General features: G+C 67.4%; 17 protein-coding genes. 13 read left to right on the forward strand and 4 right to left on the reverse strand.

Annotated elements, in window-relative coordinates:
* Positions 1-22: 22 nt before the first annotated feature.
* Positions 23-700, reverse strand: coding sequence for a CGNR zinc finger domain-containing protein (locus ACYVOK_RS12450; protein WP_460662502.1), 678 nt, complete (start codon positions 698-700; stop codon positions 23-25).
* Between the two features lie 37 nt (positions 701-737).
* Between ACYVOK_RS12450 and ACYVOK_RS12455 the strand changes: the two genes are divergently transcribed.
* From ACYVOK_RS12455 to ACYVOK_RS12495, 9 genes are all read left to right on the forward strand, one after another.
* Entirely contained in the window at positions 738-1,976 is a 1,239-nt protein-coding gene (locus ACYVOK_RS12455; protein ID WP_460662503.1) for an MFS transporter, read from the forward strand.
* 296 nt (positions 1,977-2,272) lie between these two features.
* Positions 2,273-2,437, forward strand: coding sequence for a hypothetical protein (locus ACYVOK_RS12460; RefSeq protein ID WP_460662504.1), 165 nt, complete (start codon positions 2,273-2,275; stop codon positions 2,435-2,437).
* A 406-nt stretch (positions 2,438-2,843) separates the two neighbouring features.
* Positions 2,844-3,209: a DUF6766 family protein gene (locus ACYVOK_RS12465; RefSeq protein WP_460662505.1), complete on the forward strand. Its 366-nt coding sequence runs from the start codon at positions 2,844-2,846 to the stop codon at positions 3,207-3,209.
* Positions 3,210-3,610: 401 nt separating this feature from the next.
* Complete coding sequence (locus tag ACYVOK_RS12470) at positions 3,611-3,916, forward strand: hypothetical protein (RefSeq protein WP_460662506.1); 306 nt, start codon at positions 3,611-3,613, stop codon at positions 3,914-3,916.
* A 483-nt stretch (positions 3,917-4,399) separates the two neighbouring features.
* The gene (gene hisD, locus ACYVOK_RS12475) at positions 4,400-5,755 is read left to right on the forward strand and encodes a histidinol dehydrogenase (protein WP_460662507.1); all 1,356 of its coding nucleotides are present in this window, start codon (positions 4,400-4,402) and stop codon (positions 5,753-5,755) included.
* Between the two features lie 12 nt (positions 5,756-5,767).
* Positions 5,768-7,087, forward strand: a complete 1,320-nt coding sequence (locus ACYVOK_RS12480; protein WP_460662508.1) for an ABC transporter substrate-binding protein — start codon at positions 5,768-5,770, stop codon at positions 7,085-7,087.
* A 65-nt stretch (positions 7,088-7,152) separates the two neighbouring features.
* On the forward strand, positions 7,153-8,022 hold the full coding sequence (locus ACYVOK_RS12485) for a carbohydrate ABC transporter permease (RefSeq protein WP_460662509.1): 870 nt from the start codon (positions 7,153-7,155) through the stop codon (positions 8,020-8,022).
* Positions 8,019-8,906 (forward strand): carbohydrate ABC transporter permease, encoded by an 888-nt coding sequence (locus ACYVOK_RS12490; RefSeq protein WP_460662510.1) that lies wholly within the window; start codon positions 8,019-8,021, stop codon positions 8,904-8,906. Before ACYVOK_RS12485 ends, ACYVOK_RS12490 begins: the two co-directional genes overlap by 4 nt.
* Before the next feature lie 10 nt (positions 8,907-8,916).
* Positions 8,917-9,618, forward strand: coding sequence for an alpha/beta fold hydrolase (locus ACYVOK_RS12495; protein ID WP_460662511.1), 702 nt, complete (start codon positions 8,917-8,919; stop codon positions 9,616-9,618).
* 20 nt (positions 9,619-9,638) lie between these two features.
* Here ACYVOK_RS12495 and ACYVOK_RS12500 read toward each other — a convergent pair whose 3' ends face one another.
* The 3 genes from ACYVOK_RS12500 to hisD (ACYVOK_RS12510) are packed head-to-tail and all read right to left on the reverse strand — an operon-like array spanning position 9,639 to position 12,496.
* Positions 9,639-10,415 (reverse strand): HpcH/HpaI aldolase family protein, encoded by a 777-nt coding sequence (locus ACYVOK_RS12500; protein ID WP_460662512.1) that lies wholly within the window; start codon positions 10,413-10,415, stop codon positions 9,639-9,641.
* Positions 10,416-11,174 carry an SDR family NAD(P)-dependent oxidoreductase gene (locus ACYVOK_RS12505; RefSeq protein WP_460662513.1) on the reverse strand — a complete coding sequence of 253 codons (759 nt, stop codon included), beginning with the start codon at positions 11,172-11,174 and terminating at the stop codon, positions 10,416-10,418.
* Complete coding sequence (hisD, locus tag ACYVOK_RS12510) at positions 11,171-12,496, reverse strand: histidinol dehydrogenase (RefSeq protein WP_460662514.1); 1,326 nt, start codon at positions 12,494-12,496, stop codon at positions 11,171-11,173. Before hisD (ACYVOK_RS12510) ends, ACYVOK_RS12505 begins: the two co-directional genes overlap by 4 nt.
* A gap of 151 nt (positions 12,497-12,647) precedes the next feature.
* On the opposite strand from hisD (ACYVOK_RS12510), the gene ACYVOK_RS12515 reads away from it, so the two are divergent.
* The 4 genes from ACYVOK_RS12515 to ACYVOK_RS12530 all read left to right on the forward strand — a co-directional run bounded on the left by ACYVOK_RS12515 (position 12,648) and on the right by ACYVOK_RS12530 (position 16,790).
* Entirely contained in the window at positions 12,648-13,646 is a 999-nt protein-coding gene (locus ACYVOK_RS12515) for a LacI family DNA-binding transcriptional regulator (protein ID WP_460662515.1), read from the forward strand.
* A gap of 113 nt (positions 13,647-13,759) precedes the next feature.
* The gene (locus tag ACYVOK_RS12520) at positions 13,760-14,758 is read left to right on the forward strand and encodes an ester cyclase (RefSeq protein WP_460662516.1); all 999 of its coding nucleotides are present in this window, start codon (positions 13,760-13,762) and stop codon (positions 14,756-14,758) included.
* Between the two features lie 28 nt (positions 14,759-14,786).
* Positions 14,787-15,953, forward strand: a complete 1,167-nt coding sequence (locus ACYVOK_RS12525; RefSeq protein ID WP_460662517.1) for a cupin domain-containing protein — start codon at positions 14,787-14,789, stop codon at positions 15,951-15,953.
* 6 nt (positions 15,954-15,959) lie between these two features.
* The gene (locus ACYVOK_RS12530) at positions 15,960-16,790 is read left to right on the forward strand and encodes a nitrilase-related carbon-nitrogen hydrolase (protein WP_460662518.1); all 831 of its coding nucleotides are present in this window, start codon (positions 15,960-15,962) and stop codon (positions 16,788-16,790) included.
* The last annotated feature ends 6 nt before the right edge of the window (positions 16,791-16,796 follow it).

Below are 16,796 nucleotides of genomic sequence, written 5' to 3' on the forward strand. Positions count from 1 at the left end.
GACAGGAAATTTCGTGTCCGTGCTAGCGGGAGGCGGCGCGGGCTGCTCGGCGCTGGGCGGCTTGGCGGCGGCTCTTCAGGACGTTTCCGCAGTAGCGCATCTGGCACCAGCGCCTGGAGCCGTTCCGCGTCGTGTCGACGAAGAGGACCCAGCACCTGTCACCGCCGCATTGCTTGACTCGGCTGATCTGAGGCCCGGTGAGCAGGCTCATGGCGGACGCGGCGATGGGATGCAGGGCTTCGGTCGGGTCGTTTTCGGCCGACCAGAACCATTGCCACCCGTCCGGATCGGCGGACAGTGAGGCCGCGGACACCGCGCCGGCGTAGGCCTTCCGCAGTACGTCGATTTCGGCCGGACGCGGCTGTGTTCCGGTGGCCACCGCTGTGAAGACCTTGGTGATGGCCGACCGCAATTGGCGCGCGGCCCTGACGGTAGCGGCCGACCTGGCCGGGTCGGCTCTCAGCACCTCCTGCTGGCGATCATCGAGGATCCCCGCATACCGGAGCCACGCCAGCAACCCGTCGTAGTCCACCTGTCGCCGGTCGGTTCCCAGATGGTCGCGATCCTCGCCGTTGGCTGCCTGGGGCTCGAGCGTGTTGGCGAAGTTCAGGCACAGTGCTCCGGCGTTGAGAGCCGGGTATTGATCGGCCAGCTCATCCATGACTACCATCAAAAGCGTTTTTGTCGGCAGTCGCGACACAGTGCTCACGCCATCTCACACCTGGCGGGAGGCCCGGATGAGCAGCCACGATGCGCACGCCGTACGACGTCATGGTGCCAAGCTTGGCACGGCGGCGATGTTCTTGCTGACCGGGCTCGTCTTTGCCACCTGGGCCGCTCGCATCCCCGCGCGGCGGGCGGAGCTGGGGCTCAGCGAAAGCGGGCTCGCTGTCGCGTTCGTCGGTCTGAACGCGGGCGCTGTCATCGGCTTGCAGGTCGGCGCGGTGGTGGTTTCCCGGTGGGGGAGCCGACGGACGTTGACCGTCGCGTTGCCTGCCTTCGCCCTGTCACTGGTGCCGATCGCGTGGGCGCCAGGGATTGTCAGCCTCACCGTGACGCTGGCGCTGTCGGCCGTCTTCAACAGCATCGTCGACGTCGCGATCAACGAGCAGGGCGTCGGATTGCAGCAATCCAGCGGCCGATCGTTGTTGTCTCGCTTACACGCGATGCACAGTCTCGGCGGTGTGGTTGGAGGCGTCGCAGCCGGTGCAGCCGCGGCTGTCGGGATCACGGTCGCCGCGCACTTCCTCATCATCGCGTTGCTGGCCGCCCTGGCCGGGGTGGTGGCGAGCCGCCGGCTGCTGCCGACCGACGACCTGCACGGTCCTGGCGCCAGTGCTGCCCCACGCCCCAGCCTGCTGACCGGCTGGTACGGACGGTTGTTGCTGTTGGGTGTGCTGGCGTTCGTCTTCACCTTGGCGGAAGGCGGTGCGCTGGACTGGGCAGCGGTCCTGCTGCACGACAACCTTGGCTCCTCCGCGGCCGTCGCGGCGGTAGGCGTCGCGACTTTCCAGGGTGCGCTTACGGTCGGTAGGTTCATCGGCGATCGGCTGGTCGATCGCCTGGGGCCGGTCACCGTCTTCGGCGCGGGCGCTCTGATAGCCGGCGGTGGGATGACAGGCGGGCTGCTGCTCGCTTCCCCCTGGACCGCACTCGTCGGTTTGGCCGCGCTCGGTCTCGGACTTGCGAACCTGTTGCCGATCTCCATCACCGCCGCGGGCGCTCAAGCACGGCTTCCGGTGGCTGTCGCGGTCGCCCGCGTATCTGCCCTGGGCTACCTCGGGTCGTTCACCGGCCCGGTGCTGATCGGTGCGACGAGCCAGGTGGCAGATCTCCGCATTGCGCTTGTGGTGCCGGCCCTGGCTGTCGCGGCCACAGCAATCGCCGCCCGGGCCGTGCAACCACCTCAGCACACCGCGTCGCGCACGGCGCACCACACCGCGGACGACACGTCCGGGAACGGCGAAGTCGGCTAGGCGGATGACGAACACGGTGACGGAGAATCACTCGGCGCATATGCAGTCGGATGTCTCCAACAGGGTCGGTCCTCCGACCGGTTCGCCGGGCTGTGTCGCGGTTCTTCTCCCGGGCGTGGTGCGATGAGCAGCCGAGCCTGAACGGACGTACGGCGGTGCGATCGGCTACCGGTGATACGTGGGACGTCAGGACAGCGGCGAAACCTGGGCTGGACCCGATTTGCGGGCGCGCCCGACTGGTGGCGGATCTCGGTGGATCGGTTTGGGTACCGGGATGGCGAACAGGGAGGCGAGTCATGAGCAGAACCAATCCGATGCCGCCGGTTCCGCCGACCGATCCGGACAACCCGGATGTGACCGATCCGCGGCCGACCGGGGACGATAATCCGTCCGAGTCGCCGGACGCAGAGCCTGAGTGGAATCCGGACGAGGACCCCAACCAACAACTGCCTCGGGAGTGAGATCCTGCCCCACGGCGTATCTAATGGTGGGCTCCTACCGCTGATCGGTTGACAACGATGCCGGGTTGGCGAGTCTTCGATTGTTGACATCATCACCGAGGCGGGTCAGCCCAGCGGGGTTGCGCGCAGGGAATGAACTATCCGCACGGCATGACCGTTCGCGAGTTTGCTGTCGGCCAGTCAGAACGAGGACCGGGTCTCGCACGTTCCGGCTCACCGGGTGATCACGTCGCCGGTCATCGTCGCGGATTGTCGCCCGGTGTCGCGGGCTGTGCGGGCCGTCGTACGTCGTCACAAAGTTTGTTGCCCACGGCATGAGCCGGGTGAATGACGCTTGGTCCGCCGGATCTGTCCCATTCCGTTGCGCTGAGCATCCATTGCGTCTGTTGACTGCGTTCCCTTGTGCTTGGGCTGTGGGGTCAAAACCGTTCATTGCAGGCCGGACACCCACATTCGGCGCTGGGGTGCGGTCTACGTTCTCCTCGTGTTATTCCTCGGTTCCTGGCTGGGACAGTTCTTCGCCCAGCTGAGCGAGTTCCGTAGCGAGCAGGAGGAGCACAATCAGGCGTTCGCCTGGGCCGACTTCTTTCCGGCCTTTCTCTCCAGCATGTTCGAGAACTGGCAGAGCGAATGGCTGCAGCTGGTCTTCCAGGCGATCCTGCTCCTCGGCGCCAAGCACCTGATCTTCCGCGTCGACGCCGAGGACATGGAACGCCTCGAAGCCAAGGTCGACAAGATCAACCAGCAGCTCGAGGAGACCCAACGCGCCTGAGGCAACCACCCGGGGTAGAAGGCCTTCGGCGGCTTCGGCTGCCGGGGGTGCGTCCGGGAGGATCAGTTCCGGTCGGTGCATGAACGCCTAAGCGCACCCGGTCTGCGGAGCTGACCCGGGACAGCCGGCCCATCGGCCGGTCCAGGTTCAGACCGAGACTTCGGCCAGCTCCGTTCGGCACGTCGCGGAGCATCCGCGAACGGAGGTGCAGGTGCCGGGTACGTCGCTGGCCTTGATTGCTCCAAGTGATAACGGGGATCGTCCGTTACGACGGGTTCGTCGGCGCGTGGGGGTTGACGACGAGGGGTACTCCGAAACGAGCGGCGTTGAGCGTGGCGCCGGCCGACCACGACGAGACGTGCCGACCACGGATCCGTCGGCCGGCGCGGAGAGGAAACGAGATGACAGACAGTACTGAGGAATCGCACCCGGGTGAGACTCTCGAAACGACCGATCACGACACCATCAAGGACTGGGCCGAGCGCCGCGGCGCGAAGCCGACGATCGTGGAGGGAACGGAGGAGGGGGCCGGTGCGGGTGTGTTGCGGCTCGATTTCCCGGGGTACGGCGGCGACAACCTGCGCGAGGTCTCCTGGGACGAGTGGTTCGAGACGTTCGACCGCAGTGGGCTGAAGGTGGTTTACCAGGAGCACAAGGCGGGTGGTGAGGACAGCAACTTCATCAAGCTGGTCAAGGCGGACGACTGACCCGTCGGCTGACGTAACGGGTCGATTGGCTCGCCGGTCCCGCGGCGCCCCACGGCGATCCCAGGGGCGCAGCGGGTCTCCTGCCGAGTGGTCACCGGTGGCCGTGGTGAGCGAGGTTTTGCTCCGCCACGGCTCCATGGGCCGTTGGGAACGGCCGATCAGCTGGGAATCGATACGCCGCGTGGATGGGCCCGACCCGCGAGCCCGGGTACGTCGCCAGTAGGCAGGTACGGCGATGTCCGTCATCGGATCCGGACTGTCGTTCCGATAGCCAGTGGGTTCAGCCTCATCGAGGCCGTGGCTCCACCGCGGGGCTCGGACAGGCATCGTTTGGCAGACGCATCATCGCCCGATGCGTCCCGCCCGACCGCGCGCCCGCGCCTGCCGTAGTCGTTCGGTTATCGGACGAGAGCTTCGCAACGAACCTGTGGGAAAGTTTGCCGGGGGGTTGCCGCCACCTTTGGCGCGTGCTTATGTATGCGTATGCACTTGAACTCTTCCGACAAGTCACGCATCCCCGGATCGTTCACCGTGGTGAAGGAGCCGCCGGGGCCGGACGCTCCGGCGCAGCAGGACCCCAAGGTCGCGGCCCGGGTCTCCGAAATGCTGATCGACATCGAGCGCAACGGGCTCGACGCCGTACTGCGGTATGCCGCCGAGCTCGACGGCTTCGAGGGGAAGTCCCTCGAGGTCACGCCTCAGGAGCTCGAGAAGGCGTCCGCGGACCTGCCTCAGGCCCTTCGGGACGCCCTCGACGCGGGCGCGGAGCGCACCCGGCGGTTCGCCGCGTTGCAGCGGGAGCGGCTGGTCGACTTCGAGGCGGAAGTGATCCCCGGTGTCGTGTGCGGCCAGCGGTACGTGCCGGTGGAGAACGTCGGCGCATACCTGCCCGCCGGGCGGTTCCCGCTGCTGGCCGGAGCGTTCATGACGGTGGGCGTGGCCCGGGTCGCGGGAGTGCCGAACGTCGTGACCTGCACGCCGCCGAGCCTCAACGGCGCGGCGCATCCTGCCGTTCTCTACGCGGCGCAGGCGTCGGGAGCTGAGCTGATCTACGCCGTCGGCGGGGTCCAGGCGCTGGCCGCGATGGCGTTCGGTCTCCTGGACGGCGTGCCGTCGGACATGATCGTCGGTGCGGGGAATGCCTACGTCGCGGAGGCGAAACGTCAGCTGTACGGCCGCGTCGGAATCGACGTCCTGGCAGGCCCGTCCGAGGTCGCGGTCATCGCGGACGACTCCGCCGATGCCGCGATGATCGCGGCCGACCTGCTGGGCCAGGCCGAGCACGGCCCGACGTCGCCGGCCAGCCTGGTCACCACCTCCGAGCGGCTGGCCCGGGAGGTCCCGGTGGAGATCGAACGTCAGTTGGCGGGTCTCGCCACTCGCGAGATCGCCGGCCCGGCCTGGAGCAACTTCGGCTCGATCTACCTGGCGGACAGCCGCGAGACGGCTGTGGCGATCATGGACATCCTCGCGCCGGAGCACCTGGAGGTGCTCGCGGAGGACCTGGACTGGTACCTGGCGACGTTGCGCAACTACGGCTCCCTGTTCCTGGGTCCCTGGTCGACGGTGGCGTACGCGGACAAGGGGATGTCCGGGACCAACCATGTGCTTCCCACCGCCCGCGGTGCGCGTTTCACCGCCGGCCTCTCGGTCGCCGGGTTCCTCAAGCCGCTGACCTACCAACGAGCCACCCGCGAGGCGACCGGGGCGCAGGCCGAGCCGGTCGTCACCGTGTCGGACTTCGAGGGACTCGTGGCGCACCGGGACTCAGCCCAGCTGCGGTTGGATCTACTCGGTCGGCATACGTATAAACAAACCGGGTCGTCGACCCAAGGATGACAGGAGCCCCAGATGTCTGGAAGGCGAGGCGCCGGATGGGCCAGGGTGGCGCTGTGCGTCACCGTCGCGGCCACGCTGGCCGCGTGTGGAGCTGGGTCGCGCACCGGCTCGGAGACGGCCACGAAGGTGGCCTGCGACTTTGACAAGCCCGCTCAGCCGGTGACGGTGAACGTGCTGGCCTACAACTCCTCGGCGATCGATCCGTACACGAACACCATGGTCGCGAGCTGCTCGAGGGAGGGTGTGACCGTCAAACACGAGCCGATCGACTTCGGTGGCCAGGTGCAGAAGACCACCGCGACACTCGCGGGCGACTCGGGCACCTACGACATCATCGAGACCTACGGGTTCGTCATCCCGCAGTTCGCGTCCGGAGGCAAGCTTCAGCCGCTGAACGACCTCTTCGACAAGTACAGCGACAAGTACGCGCTCGACAAGATCAACAAGTCCATGCGCGACACGATGTCGTACGACGGCAAGCTGTACGCGCTGCCGATGCAGGCTCAGATGTACGTGCTCGCGTACCGCAAGGACATCTTCGACAAACTGGGCCTGCAGCCGCCCACCACCTTCGCCGAGCTGCGGTCGGTTTCGCAGAAGATCCAGGAATCTGGCGACATCAAGTACCCGTTGGCCCTTCCGTGGCTGGCCAGCGCCGACATCATCACGGCCTACGACGCGGCGCTGGGCTCACTCGGCGTGAACCTCACCGACCCGAGCAAGAAGACAGCCAACCTCGACACACCGGAGTCGAAGCAGGCGCTCCAGGAACTGCTGTCCCTCAAGCCGTTCATGGATCCGGAGGTGACGACGTTCGACCAGCCGGCCGTCCAGCAGCAGCTCTTCAACGGCAGCGCGGCGATCGGGATCATGTTCTCCGGGCGGATGGCCGATCTGGTGGACAAGTCGAACACACGCTTCTACGACAAGTTCGCCTTCGCGCCGCCTCCAAGAGTCGTCGAGAATGCTCCGCATCAGTACAGCGCGCTCTCGGTGGACGGCTGGTCGATCCCGCGGAACGCCAAGTCCGACCCCGACCTGCTCTTCCAGCTCATCGCCTCGTCGGTGAGCGAGGAGGCCTCGAAGGCGTCGATGCCCGCGGCGTATCCGGCTCGCGACGGCATGGTGGAACCGAACAGCAGCCCGTACGCCGCGGCGGCGAACGACGCGATCAAGAACGCGCCGCCCGCGGAGCCCTTCCCCTGGACGTCGATGATCAGCAACGACATCCGGCCCATCGTCGCCGACGTGCTGCTCGGCAAGACACCGGTGGACCAAGGGACGCGGCAGATGCAGCAGATCGCGACGAAGATCCTGGCCGGCCAGCAGTGAGCAGATGACCACTCCGGGCGGCCGGATCGCAGGCCCGGCCGCCTGAGCCTCGGAAGGAGGTTGCCATGCGCAAGCGAGAGTTCTACGCCCTGGTCGCACCCAGCTTGCTGGTGATGTTCGGATTCCTCGTGCTACCGCTCTACCGGACGGTGGAGTGGAGCCTCGAGCGGGTGAACTACGGGGAGCCCGGCACCTTCGTCGGGCTGGCCAACTACCAGCAGGCGCTGAGCGATCCGAGGTTCGGGCGCGCGGTCCTGTTCACGGTGGGCCTGACCCTGGCGGTCACCGCGATCCTGGTAGCCGGTGGTTACCTGTTGGCGGTGGCCGTCAACGGGCTGGGCAGGTGGCGGCCGGTCGTGCTCGGCGTACTGCTCGTCTCGTACGTCGTCCCGCAGCTCGTGGGCGCGACCATGTTCTCTTGGCTGTTCGACGAGAACTTCGGTGGTGTCTTCAACCACCTGCTGAGCTCGGTCACCGGTCAGGAGTTCCTGTGGTACACCGATCCTTGGCCGAACCGGCTGCTCATCTGGCTGGACCTGGTGTGGCATCTGCTGCCGTTCGCGATGCTGGTCATCCTGGCCGGCCTGCAGGGCGTCCCGGACGAGATCATCGAATCCTCGAAGATGGACGGCGCGAGCACCGTGAAACGGCATTGGCACGTGATCGTGCCGAGCCTGCGGGGTGTGCTCGGTTTCGTCGCGCTCATCAGCATCATGGACGTGCTGCGGACGTTCGACGCTCTGGTTCCGCTCTCCCCGCAGGCACCGCAGATCGGCAACGAGTCGATCATGCTCTACATCTTCAACGTCGCGTTCCGGGACGGTGGCCAGCAGCTCGGGGTGGGCAGCGCGATCAACGTGCTGATGATCCTGCTCATCGTGATCCTGCTCTTTCCGTTCATCCGCGACATCGCCAAGGAGACGCGCAGCGCATGACCGCCACGACGCTGATGGAGACGTCCGTCACCGAGCCGAAAACGCCTTCCCACGAACGCAGACGGCGCCGGCCGAGTACGGGCCTGGTCGTCGGGCTGATGCTGCTCGTCGTGTGCTTCCTGATGCTGAGCCCGGTCCTGTGGACGGCAGCCTCGGTGACGAAGCCGACCGACGTCGCGTTCCTCAATCCGCCCGTGTTCAGCTACCAGCCGACGTTCGACGCGTTCGTCAACCTGTGGGAGACGACGAACTTCTACAAGTATCTGGCGAACACGTTCGTGGTCGCGATCATCAGCACGGTTCTGGCACTGGTGATCGGACTGCCGGCGGCGTACGCGCTGTCGAGGTTCCCGTCGTGGATCTCCGCGGTGCTGCTGATCCTGGCCCTGATCTTCCGCGCGCTGCCGCGGTTCGCCGTGGTGTTGCCGATGTACGACATCTCCCGTGCGCTCGGCGTCTACGACACGACGTACGCCGTCGCGGTGGCACTGGTCGCGATCAACCAGCCGTTCAGCATCTGGCTGCTGCGCAACTTCTTCGCGGAGATCCCTGCCCAGCTCGACGAGGCGGCGATGCTGGACGGCTGCTCGAGGTTCCAGGTGCTGCGGCGGATCATGGTTCCGCTGATGGGACCGGGGATCATCACCGCCGGCATCTTCGTCTTCCTGTTCGCCTTCCAGGAGTATCTGACGGCCCTGATCCTCACCGATGTCGACGCTCGTACCGTCCCCGTCTTCATCGCCACCCAGTTGGGCCAGACGCTGCCGATGCTGCAGCAGGCGGGCGCTGCGGCGATGTTGCTGACCCTGCCGGTGTTCGCGTTCGCCTTCATCGCACAGCGCTACCTCGTCGCCGGCCTCAACGCCGGCTCGGTCAAGGGGTGATCAGAGCCGGATGCGAGAACCGCTGGTCCTGCTGCCCGGCATGAACTGCACCGAGGCGCTGTGGCGGCCGGTCGCCGAACGGTTAACGGCTCAGCAGCCGGGGATCGAGATCCGGTACGAAGGGTTGTCCGAGGCGTCGGTGGACGGCTGCGTGACCGACCTTCTGCAGCGCCTGCCGGCGCGGTTCGCGCTGGCAGGCCTCTCGCTGGGCGGAATCATCGCCATGGCGATGGTCCGTCGCGCCCCGGAGCGGGTGAGCCGGCTGTGCCTGATGTCCACCAACCCTCGGCCGCCGACGGCCGCACAGCACGAGAGCTGGTCGAGATATCGCCGCCAGCTGACCCGAGGACGTACCGCACGAGATGTGCAGGCCGAGCTCCTGCCGGTCCTGCTGCACAAGCCGAACCGGACTCCCCAACTCGACGAGCTGGTCCTCAGGATGGGGGAGGAGACCGGCTCCGAGCTGCTGATCCGTCAGCTGGCGGCCCAGGCGACGCGGATCGACGAACGCCCAGGCCTGCGGCGCATCAGCGTGCCCACTCTCGTACTGGCCGCGGCCGCGGACGATCTGTGCACGCTCGACCGGCACGAGGAGATGCACCGGCTCGTTCCGTGCTCTCGCCTGGAGGTGCTCGAGAGCGTCGGCCATCTCTCCACCCTGGAGGCTCCGGAGCGGGTCGCGGCAGCGATGTCGGCCTGGTTGGACTCCTGACCGCTGCCCGCGGGCTCAGCTCACGCCGAGCGCCCGCGGGCGTCTTGTCCGCTCTCGACCCGAAGCTCTCTGAACAGTGTCATCAGTACTTGGGTGAGGTTGTAGACGACCAGCTGAGCGCCGTCCGCGAGGGAGGCGCGCGCTGCGGCGGGATCCGAGACGAGGTCGCACCGCACTGCGCCGGTCCCATCGGCAGCTTCTCGGATCGATCGAACGGCCTCCGCGACCGGAGGATCGACGCTGGTGGAGGACGCGCGGAGGTCGGCGGCTCCGATCAGGTAGCCGTCCACGCCCGGGGTGCGCAGAATCGCGCTCGCACTGGTGACGGCGACCGGAGACTCCAGCATGGCGATCACGAGGGTCGACTCGGCGGCTCGGCGCAGGTGGTGGTCGGGCGCGACGGTGCCGAACCGCCCGGCACGCGGGTAGGTCGCGAATCCTCGCTCACCCAGCGGTGGGTAGTGCACAGCACCGACGAGCGCCGCGGCGTCCTCGGGGGAGTCGACATGCGGGGCGACGATTCCGTCCGCGCCCTGGTCGAGTGCCCGGAGGGCAAGTGCGCTCTCGCCGGAACCGATGCGGACCAGGACACCCAAGCCGTACAGCTCGGCGATCGTGAGGTGGTGCCGCAGCGCGATGACGTCGGCGGGACCGTGTTCGCAATCGATCAGAACGAAGTCGAAGCCGGCCACGCCGAGCATCTCGACGTTGTCCTCGGCCGGCATCCGCACGAGAGCGCCGAGGAGTTGCTCACCGGCAGTCAGACGCGCCTTGAGGCTGGGCTGGGAGCGGTCCACTCAAGCCACCATCCCGGCCGACAGGTCGACGTCGGCACCGGTCAGTCCCGGCATGGCGAGCATCGCGAGTGCGGCTCGGCCGACCTCTTCGGCGGTGACCATTCGTGCCATCGCCGCCCGGCTGACGAACGCATCGCGTGCCGCGTCGTAGGAGGTGCTGGTCCGCTCGGCCTCGAGCCGGAAGTTCCGATCCATCCGTTCGCCTTCGACCGGGCCGGGAGACAGTGTGTTGACCCGGACGCCGTACGGGCCGACCTCGAAGGCGAGCGTGGACGTCAGCCCGATGACCGCCATCTTGGAGGCGCAGTACGGCGTACGCCGGACCAGCGGGCGCTTTCCCGAGACCGAGGCGACGTTGATCACGTCACCGTCACGCCGGTCCACCATGGCGGGCAGGAACGCCCGGCAGACGAGGAAGGTGCCGCGGACGTTCACCGCGAAGACCTCGTCCCAGTCGTCCGGATCGACGGTCGTCAACGGCGCGACGGGTCCGGCGATCCCGGCGTTGTTGACCACGATGGAGATCTCCCGATCGGCCAGGCGAGCGGCCAGAGCATCGACGCTCCGCGGGTCGGCGACGTCGACGGTCTCACAGCTGGCAGCCGGTCCGAGCCGCGCGCACGTCTGCTCCAATGGCGCGGTCCGGCGGGCGGCCAGCACGACCTCCGCTCCGGCCCCTACCAGTTGAGTGGCGATGGCGGCACCCAGCCCGCTGCCACCGCCCGTCACCAATGCCGTTCGACCGCTGAGGTCGATCATGCGGGCTGTCCCTCACCGACGGCCTCCTCGATCCAGGCGAAGCGCTCGCCACCGTGCCGCCACGCGCGCACGTCACCGGACCGGGCATGGCCCTCGAATAGTTCCACCCGGGACGCCCGGCCACAGACCCGACCGAGGTCGGCGCTGCTGTCGGGGTTCCGTACCTCCTGGTACGTCACCGTCTTGAGGTACTTGCCCACCCAGAGACCACCGGTGTACCGCGCGGCGCCGAGGGTGGGCAGCACGTGATTCGTGCCGATCACCTTGTCGCCGTACGAGACACACGTCTTCTCGCCGAGGAAGAGGGCCCCGTAGTTGCGCATCCGTTCCAGGGCTTGCCTGGGCTCGGCGGTGAAGACCTGCACGTGCTCGAAGGCCAGGGAGTCGCCGATCCGCCAGACTTCGTCCATGTCGTCGCAGACGATGATCTGTCCGTGGTCGCGCCAGGCCGGCTCGGCGAAGTCCTTGGTCGGCATGCCCGGCAGGATCCGGTCGATCAGCCGCGCCACCTCTGCGCCGAGCGCCTCGCTGGTGGTGACCAGCACGGCCGGCGAGTCGGGCCCGTGCTCGGCCTGGGACAACAGGTCGACCGCGGTCGTGAACGGATCGGCCGTCTCGTCGGCGATGACCAGGATCTCCGTGGGACCGGCGAACAGGTCGATGCCGACCTCGCCGTACAGTTGCCGCTTCGCCTCCGCGACGTAGGCGTTCCCGGGACCGGCGATCAGGTTCACCGGTGCCATGAAATCGGTGCCCACGGCCATCGACGCGATCGCCTGGACGCCACCCAGCAGGTAGATCTCGTCCGCGCCCGCCATCCTCATCGCCGCCACCGTCGCGGCGGGGATCTGGCCGTGGATCGGTGGAGTGCATGCCACCACCCGCGGCACGCCCGCCGCCTTCGCGGTCACGATCGTCATGTGCGCGGAGGCGGTCAGCGGGTACTTGCCGCCCGGAATGTAGGCGCCGACGGCGTCGATGGGCACGTGACGATGGCCGAGAATCACGCCGGGAAGGGTCTCGACCTCGACGTCCGCGAGCGATTCACGTTGCACCAGCGCGAAATCGCGCACCTGCTGTTGCACGAACCGGATGTCCTCGATGACCTGGCGTGGCAACGAGTCCACGAGCGCATCGATCTGGGAGTCGCTCAGCCGGAAACTCTCGGGTTCCCATCGGTCGAACGTCGCGGAGTACTGCCGGACCGCCGGCTCACCTCGCTCCCGGATGTCGCCGATGATCGACCGTACGCGGTCGGCGACGTCGTGCTGGGCACGGTCGGCGAACGTTTTCGGGGTCGCCTTCTTCAGGAAGCGGGGCATCGAAACTCCTTGGTAGCGCGACATACGTATGCCACAATGAAGCCAGAACACGGTTCCTACGTCAAGATGTCCGGAGCTGGGCTTGCTCCGGTGGCGTGACTATGCTGCGCCGACGTCCCTGTCGATGCGGGGAGCAGATTGAGGAGGATTCATGGCCACCAGCCATGACGTAGCCAGGCTGGCCGGTGTCTCGCAGCCGACCGTTTCGCGGGCCCTTCGGGACGACCCGAGAGTCTCCGAAGCCACCAAGCAGCAGGTGCGCGCGGCGGCTGAGGCTCTCGGTTACGCTCCGAATGCCATCGGGCGCGCGCTCTCGACGGGCCGGTCCACGCGAGTCGGGCTCGTCGTGACCGATCTGCACAACCAGTTCTACCAGTACATGATCGCTCCGATGCACGAGGAGCTGACGAAGCTCGGCTACGAGCTGGTCCTGATCACCGAGTCGTCGGAGTCCGCGCCGGTCGCCGACCATGTCGTCGCGAACGGACTCTGCGGTGTGGTGCTGACCACCACGCTCCTCGGCTCGGTGTTGCCCGTGCGTCTGCACGACCGGCACGTGCCGTTCGTGTACTTCAACCGGATCGCCCGGAACGTCGAGGCCGACTCGGTCACCGTGGACCCGGTGCCAGGGGTCACCGAGTTGGTCGAGGCGGTGGCTGCCTACGGACACACCAAGGTCGGTGCGATCTTCGGCCCCCGAGACACCAGTACGGGTGAACTTCGCGAGTCGGTCGTTCGCGACCTCCTGCAGGACAAGGGCATTTCGTTGCTGAACCGCAACGTCGTCCACGGGTCGTTCGACTTCGATACCGGTCATCGCGGAGCCGGCCAGTTGCTGGCCCAACCGGATCCACCGACGCTGATCCTGTGTGCCAACGACGTCGTTGCGCTGGGTGCGCTCAACGCCGCCGCGGAGCGAGGGGTCGACGTCCCCGGCAGGTTGTCCATCGTGGGATTCGACGACCTTCCCTCGTCGGCCTGGGCGCTGGTGCAGCTCAGCACGGTGGCCTACGACCTGGACGAAATGTCCCGCGAGGCGGTCCGGCTGCTGGTGGCGCGAGTCGAAGGCCGTGGCGCCGACACGCCCCAGCACACGGTGTTCGGCACCTGGTACGTGCCGCGGGCGACGCTCGGTCCGGCAGCGGGCTGATCTCACGTCGAATCACCCGGCCGACCCTTGCGCGCCAGCGATGCATACGCATACATTGAGCGAGGCGGCTGGTGCGCCGGCCGCGGACGATCGCATCGACGGAGGAGATGAAGATGGCGTTGGACCCAGTCGCGTACAAGCCCTACAAGGACCCGGACGACTTCATCCGTGAGGTGACCGACCTGATCTGGGTGGATCGGGACATCTCCTTCATCGTCGACAACTACCAGCCCGACTCGATCGTGCACGGCGCGCTCGGTACGACGAACGGTCGCGACGGTGTCATCGAGGGCAGTCTCATGCGGATCGCCCGGAGCCCGCACCGCGTCGGACAGGCCGAGGACGTGGTGTGGGAAGCCAGGGGTGACGACGCCTTCCTCAGTTCGCACCTCGTGTTCTCCGCTGACCGCGAGCTCGTCGACGGGAAGCTGACTCAGACCCGCAGCCGCACCGTGGCGAACTGCCTCTACCGGCGCGGACGGATGGTCGAGGAGTGGGTCGTCCGCGACCGGCTGGCGAACTGCCTCCAGCTCGGCCAGGACCCAGACGAAGTCGCCCGCCAGTTGCCGTTCCTCGGCTGGACCGGCTCGATGACCCGGCCGGCCAAGCCCGACGTCCTGGCCGAGGGCGACAGCGGACCCCGGCCCGACGAGTTCCGCCCCGAGTGCGAACTGGTGCTGGAGTTCATCGACGAGGTGTGGAACCAGCGCCGGCTGAACCGCGTCCGCGACTTCATGGTGCGCGACCTGTTCCTGCACACCGTGGGAGACCAGAGCTTCGTCCGCCCGGACGGTTACCAGCGGGAGCTGCTGCGGATGCTTGCGCCGTTCCCGGCCGGGCAGTTCGAGGTCCGCGACATCCAGACCAATTACCACGAGCGCTACGCCGGCCTGCGGATCGCGGTGCTGTGGAAGTTCCACGGTGCGTACAACGGCGCCGATCATTTCGGTCCGCTCACCGACCAGCCCGTCGACCTCCTCGGCGTCTCGCAGTTCCTCATCCAGGACGGCCGGATCGTCCGCGAGATCAGGGTGTACGACGAGGTCGCGCTGCGAGCCCAGATCAACAGCACCCGCGGTGACGAGGCCGTTCCCAACACCAACATCTACTGACGGTCCGCCCCCGTCGAAGGAGCAAATCATGCACGACGTCATCGTGTCTGCCGAGGAGGTCCAGCGCCGAACGATCCTGCGGCGGGACTGGGTTCCCTGCAAGGCGGCATTCATCGACTGCCGGACCCCGGGGTCGGACAAGAAGGACAACTACTCCTTCATCGGCAGCGGCGTCTCGCAGAACGCCCAGCAGTTCGTCAACCTCCGGGAACCGCACGGCTTCAACCTGGGCGCCGCCGGCATGCCGAACGGAACCGTCAACAGCTTGCACCTGCACTTCACCGCGGAGGTGTTCATCAACTTCGACGGTGAGTACCAGCTCCGCTGGGGTGCCGACGGCACCCAGGGCGAGTACCTGTCGGGTGACGGCGACGTGATCTCGGTGCCTTCGTGGATCTTCCGGGGGTTCACCAACGTCGGCCCGGATGACGGCATCCTCCTCACCGTGCTGGGGCGGGACGACACCGGCGGCATCATCTGGGGCCCGAGCGTGCTGAAGGAGGCCGAGGCTTACGGCCTCCACCTGACGGCCGACAATCAGCTCATCGACACCCTGGCCGGCGAGGTGGTGCCCGAGGGCGCCGAGCTGATCAAGCCGATGCCGCAGCCGGAGATCGATCGGCTCGATGTGTTCGACGCCGAACAGTTCCGTGCCCGGGTCACGCAGTACGCCGACCGCCGCTGGATCGATCGGCCGTTCCTCTGTTCCGAGCTGCCCGGCGGTGGCGCCGCCCTCAGCCTTGTGATCGGCTACGGGATGAGCGAGGACCGGCGGGCTGTTCCCCGGCTGCACGAGCCACACAGCTTCAACCTGGCCTGGCTGCGTGCCACAGCCGGCGAGGGGATGCTGACCCACCGGCATGCGGAGTCCCAGGTGGTGACGGTCAAGGCGGGCCGTTGGCAGGTGCGGCTCAACCGCGGGGAGGACGAGCAGGTGGTGGAGCTCGGCCCGCGCGACTCCTTCTCGGTGCCCCGGAATGCCTGGCGTTCTTTCACGCTGATCGATCCTGAGCCCGGTCGCGCGGCGGACGAAGACACCGGGGAGCTGATCGTGGTGAACAGCGGCGATGGCAGGGTTCGGCTGGAATGGGACGATGACGTGGTACGGCAGGCACGCACACAAGGCTGGGTCCTGGATGCGAACGGCTACCGCGCGCCCGCCGCGGTCCTTGCGACGGCCACCGAGGACGATTGACCTGCCATGGACGTGCGAGTCGCTGCGTGCCAAACCGCGGCAGATGTCGACAGGCCCGATTCCGCTGTTGTCGTGGCCGCGGTTCGGCGCGCGGCAGCCGCAGGTGCCCGTCTCGTCGTGCTCCCGGAGCAGGCGGTGTCCGGTTGCTGCTTCCACGACGCCGATGAAGCGCGGGCAGCTGCGGAGCCACCGGACGGGCCTACCGTGCAACTCCTACGGTCCCTGTCCGCGGAGCACGACTGCGTTCTCGTCGGCGGGTACTGCGAACTGGGCGAATCCGGGCAGATCTACAACAGCGCAGTCGTCGTGGATGGCGGTGAAGTCCTGCACAACTACCGCAAGGTGCATCTCTGGGGACGGGAGGCCACGTGGTTCACACCCGGATCCCAGCCGCCGGCGGCGGTGGACACTCGGGCCGGGCGTATTGCGGCCATGATCTGCTATGACCTCGAGTTCCCGGAGTTCGTCCGGCTCGCAGCGCTCGACGGGGCGGACATAGTCGCCGCACCCTGCAACTGGCCACTGCTACCGCGACCCGTCACCGAGCGGCCACTGGAGCTGATCAAGGCTCAAGCCTCCGCCGGAACCAACAAGGTCCACATCGTGGTGGCAGACCGGTGCGGGGCTGAGCGCGGCACGGAGTGGATCGGCGGCAGCGCGATCATCGACGCCTCCGGATACCTGCTCGCCGGCGCCGGCACGCCGTACGGCGCAACGGCCGAGGAAATCGTCCTCACCGCCGACCTCGACCTCGCGTCGGCACGCGACAAGAGGTTGGGGCCGCACAACGACGCCTTCGCCGATCGGCGTCCGGCGTTGTACGCCGGTCTGGCCTGACGAGCT

This window comes from Kribbella swartbergensis (genome assembly GCF_054784135.1).

What these genes read in the sequence shown, in the direction of transcription:
- ACYVOK_RS12515 (WP_460662515.1), top strand. Translation starts at nt 12,648, where the DNA reads ATGGCCACCAGCCATGACGTAGCCAGGCTGGCCGGTGTCTCGCAGCCG.
- ACYVOK_RS12480 (WP_460662508.1), top strand. Translation starts at nt 5,768, where the DNA reads ATGTCTGGAAGGCGAGGCGCCGGATGGGCCAGGGTGGCGCTGTGCGTC.
- ACYVOK_RS12485 (WP_460662509.1), top strand. Translation starts at nt 7,153, where the DNA reads ATGCGCAAGCGAGAGTTCTACGCCCTGGTCGCACCCAGCTTGCTGGTG.
- ACYVOK_RS12460 (WP_460662504.1), top strand. Translation starts at nt 2,273, where the DNA reads ATGAGCAGAACCAATCCGATGCCGCCGGTTCCGCCGACCGATCCGGAC.
- ACYVOK_RS12495 (WP_460662511.1), top strand. Translation starts at nt 8,917, where the DNA reads ATGCGAGAACCGCTGGTCCTGCTGCCCGGCATGAACTGCACCGAGGCG.
- ACYVOK_RS12455 (WP_460662503.1), top strand. Translation starts at nt 738, where the DNA reads ATGAGCAGCCACGATGCGCACGCCGTACGACGTCATGGTGCCAAGCTT.
- hisD (WP_460662507.1), top strand. Translation starts at nt 4,400, where the DNA reads ATGCACTTGAACTCTTCCGACAAGTCACGCATCCCCGGATCGTTCACC.
- ACYVOK_RS12490 (WP_460662510.1), top strand. Translation starts at nt 8,019, where the DNA reads ATGACCGCCACGACGCTGATGGAGACGTCCGTCACCGAGCCGAAAACG.
- ACYVOK_RS12470 (WP_460662506.1), top strand. Translation starts at nt 3,611, where the DNA reads ATGACAGACAGTACTGAGGAATCGCACCCGGGTGAGACTCTCGAAACG.
- ACYVOK_RS12505 (WP_460662513.1), bottom strand. Translation starts at nt 11,174, where the DNA reads ATGATCGACCTCAGCGGTCGAACGGCATTGGTGACGGGCGGTGGCAGC.
- hisD (WP_460662514.1), bottom strand. Translation starts at nt 12,496, where the DNA reads ATGCCCCGCTTCCTGAAGAAGGCGACCCCGAAAACGTTCGCCGACCGT.
- ACYVOK_RS12525 (WP_460662517.1), top strand. Translation starts at nt 14,787, where the DNA reads ATGCACGACGTCATCGTGTCTGCCGAGGAGGTCCAGCGCCGAACGATC.
- ACYVOK_RS12530 (WP_460662518.1), top strand. Translation starts at nt 15,960, where the DNA reads ATGGACGTGCGAGTCGCTGCGTGCCAAACCGCGGCAGATGTCGACAGG.
- ACYVOK_RS12520 (WP_460662516.1), top strand. Translation starts at nt 13,760, where the DNA reads ATGGCGTTGGACCCAGTCGCGTACAAGCCCTACAAGGACCCGGACGAC.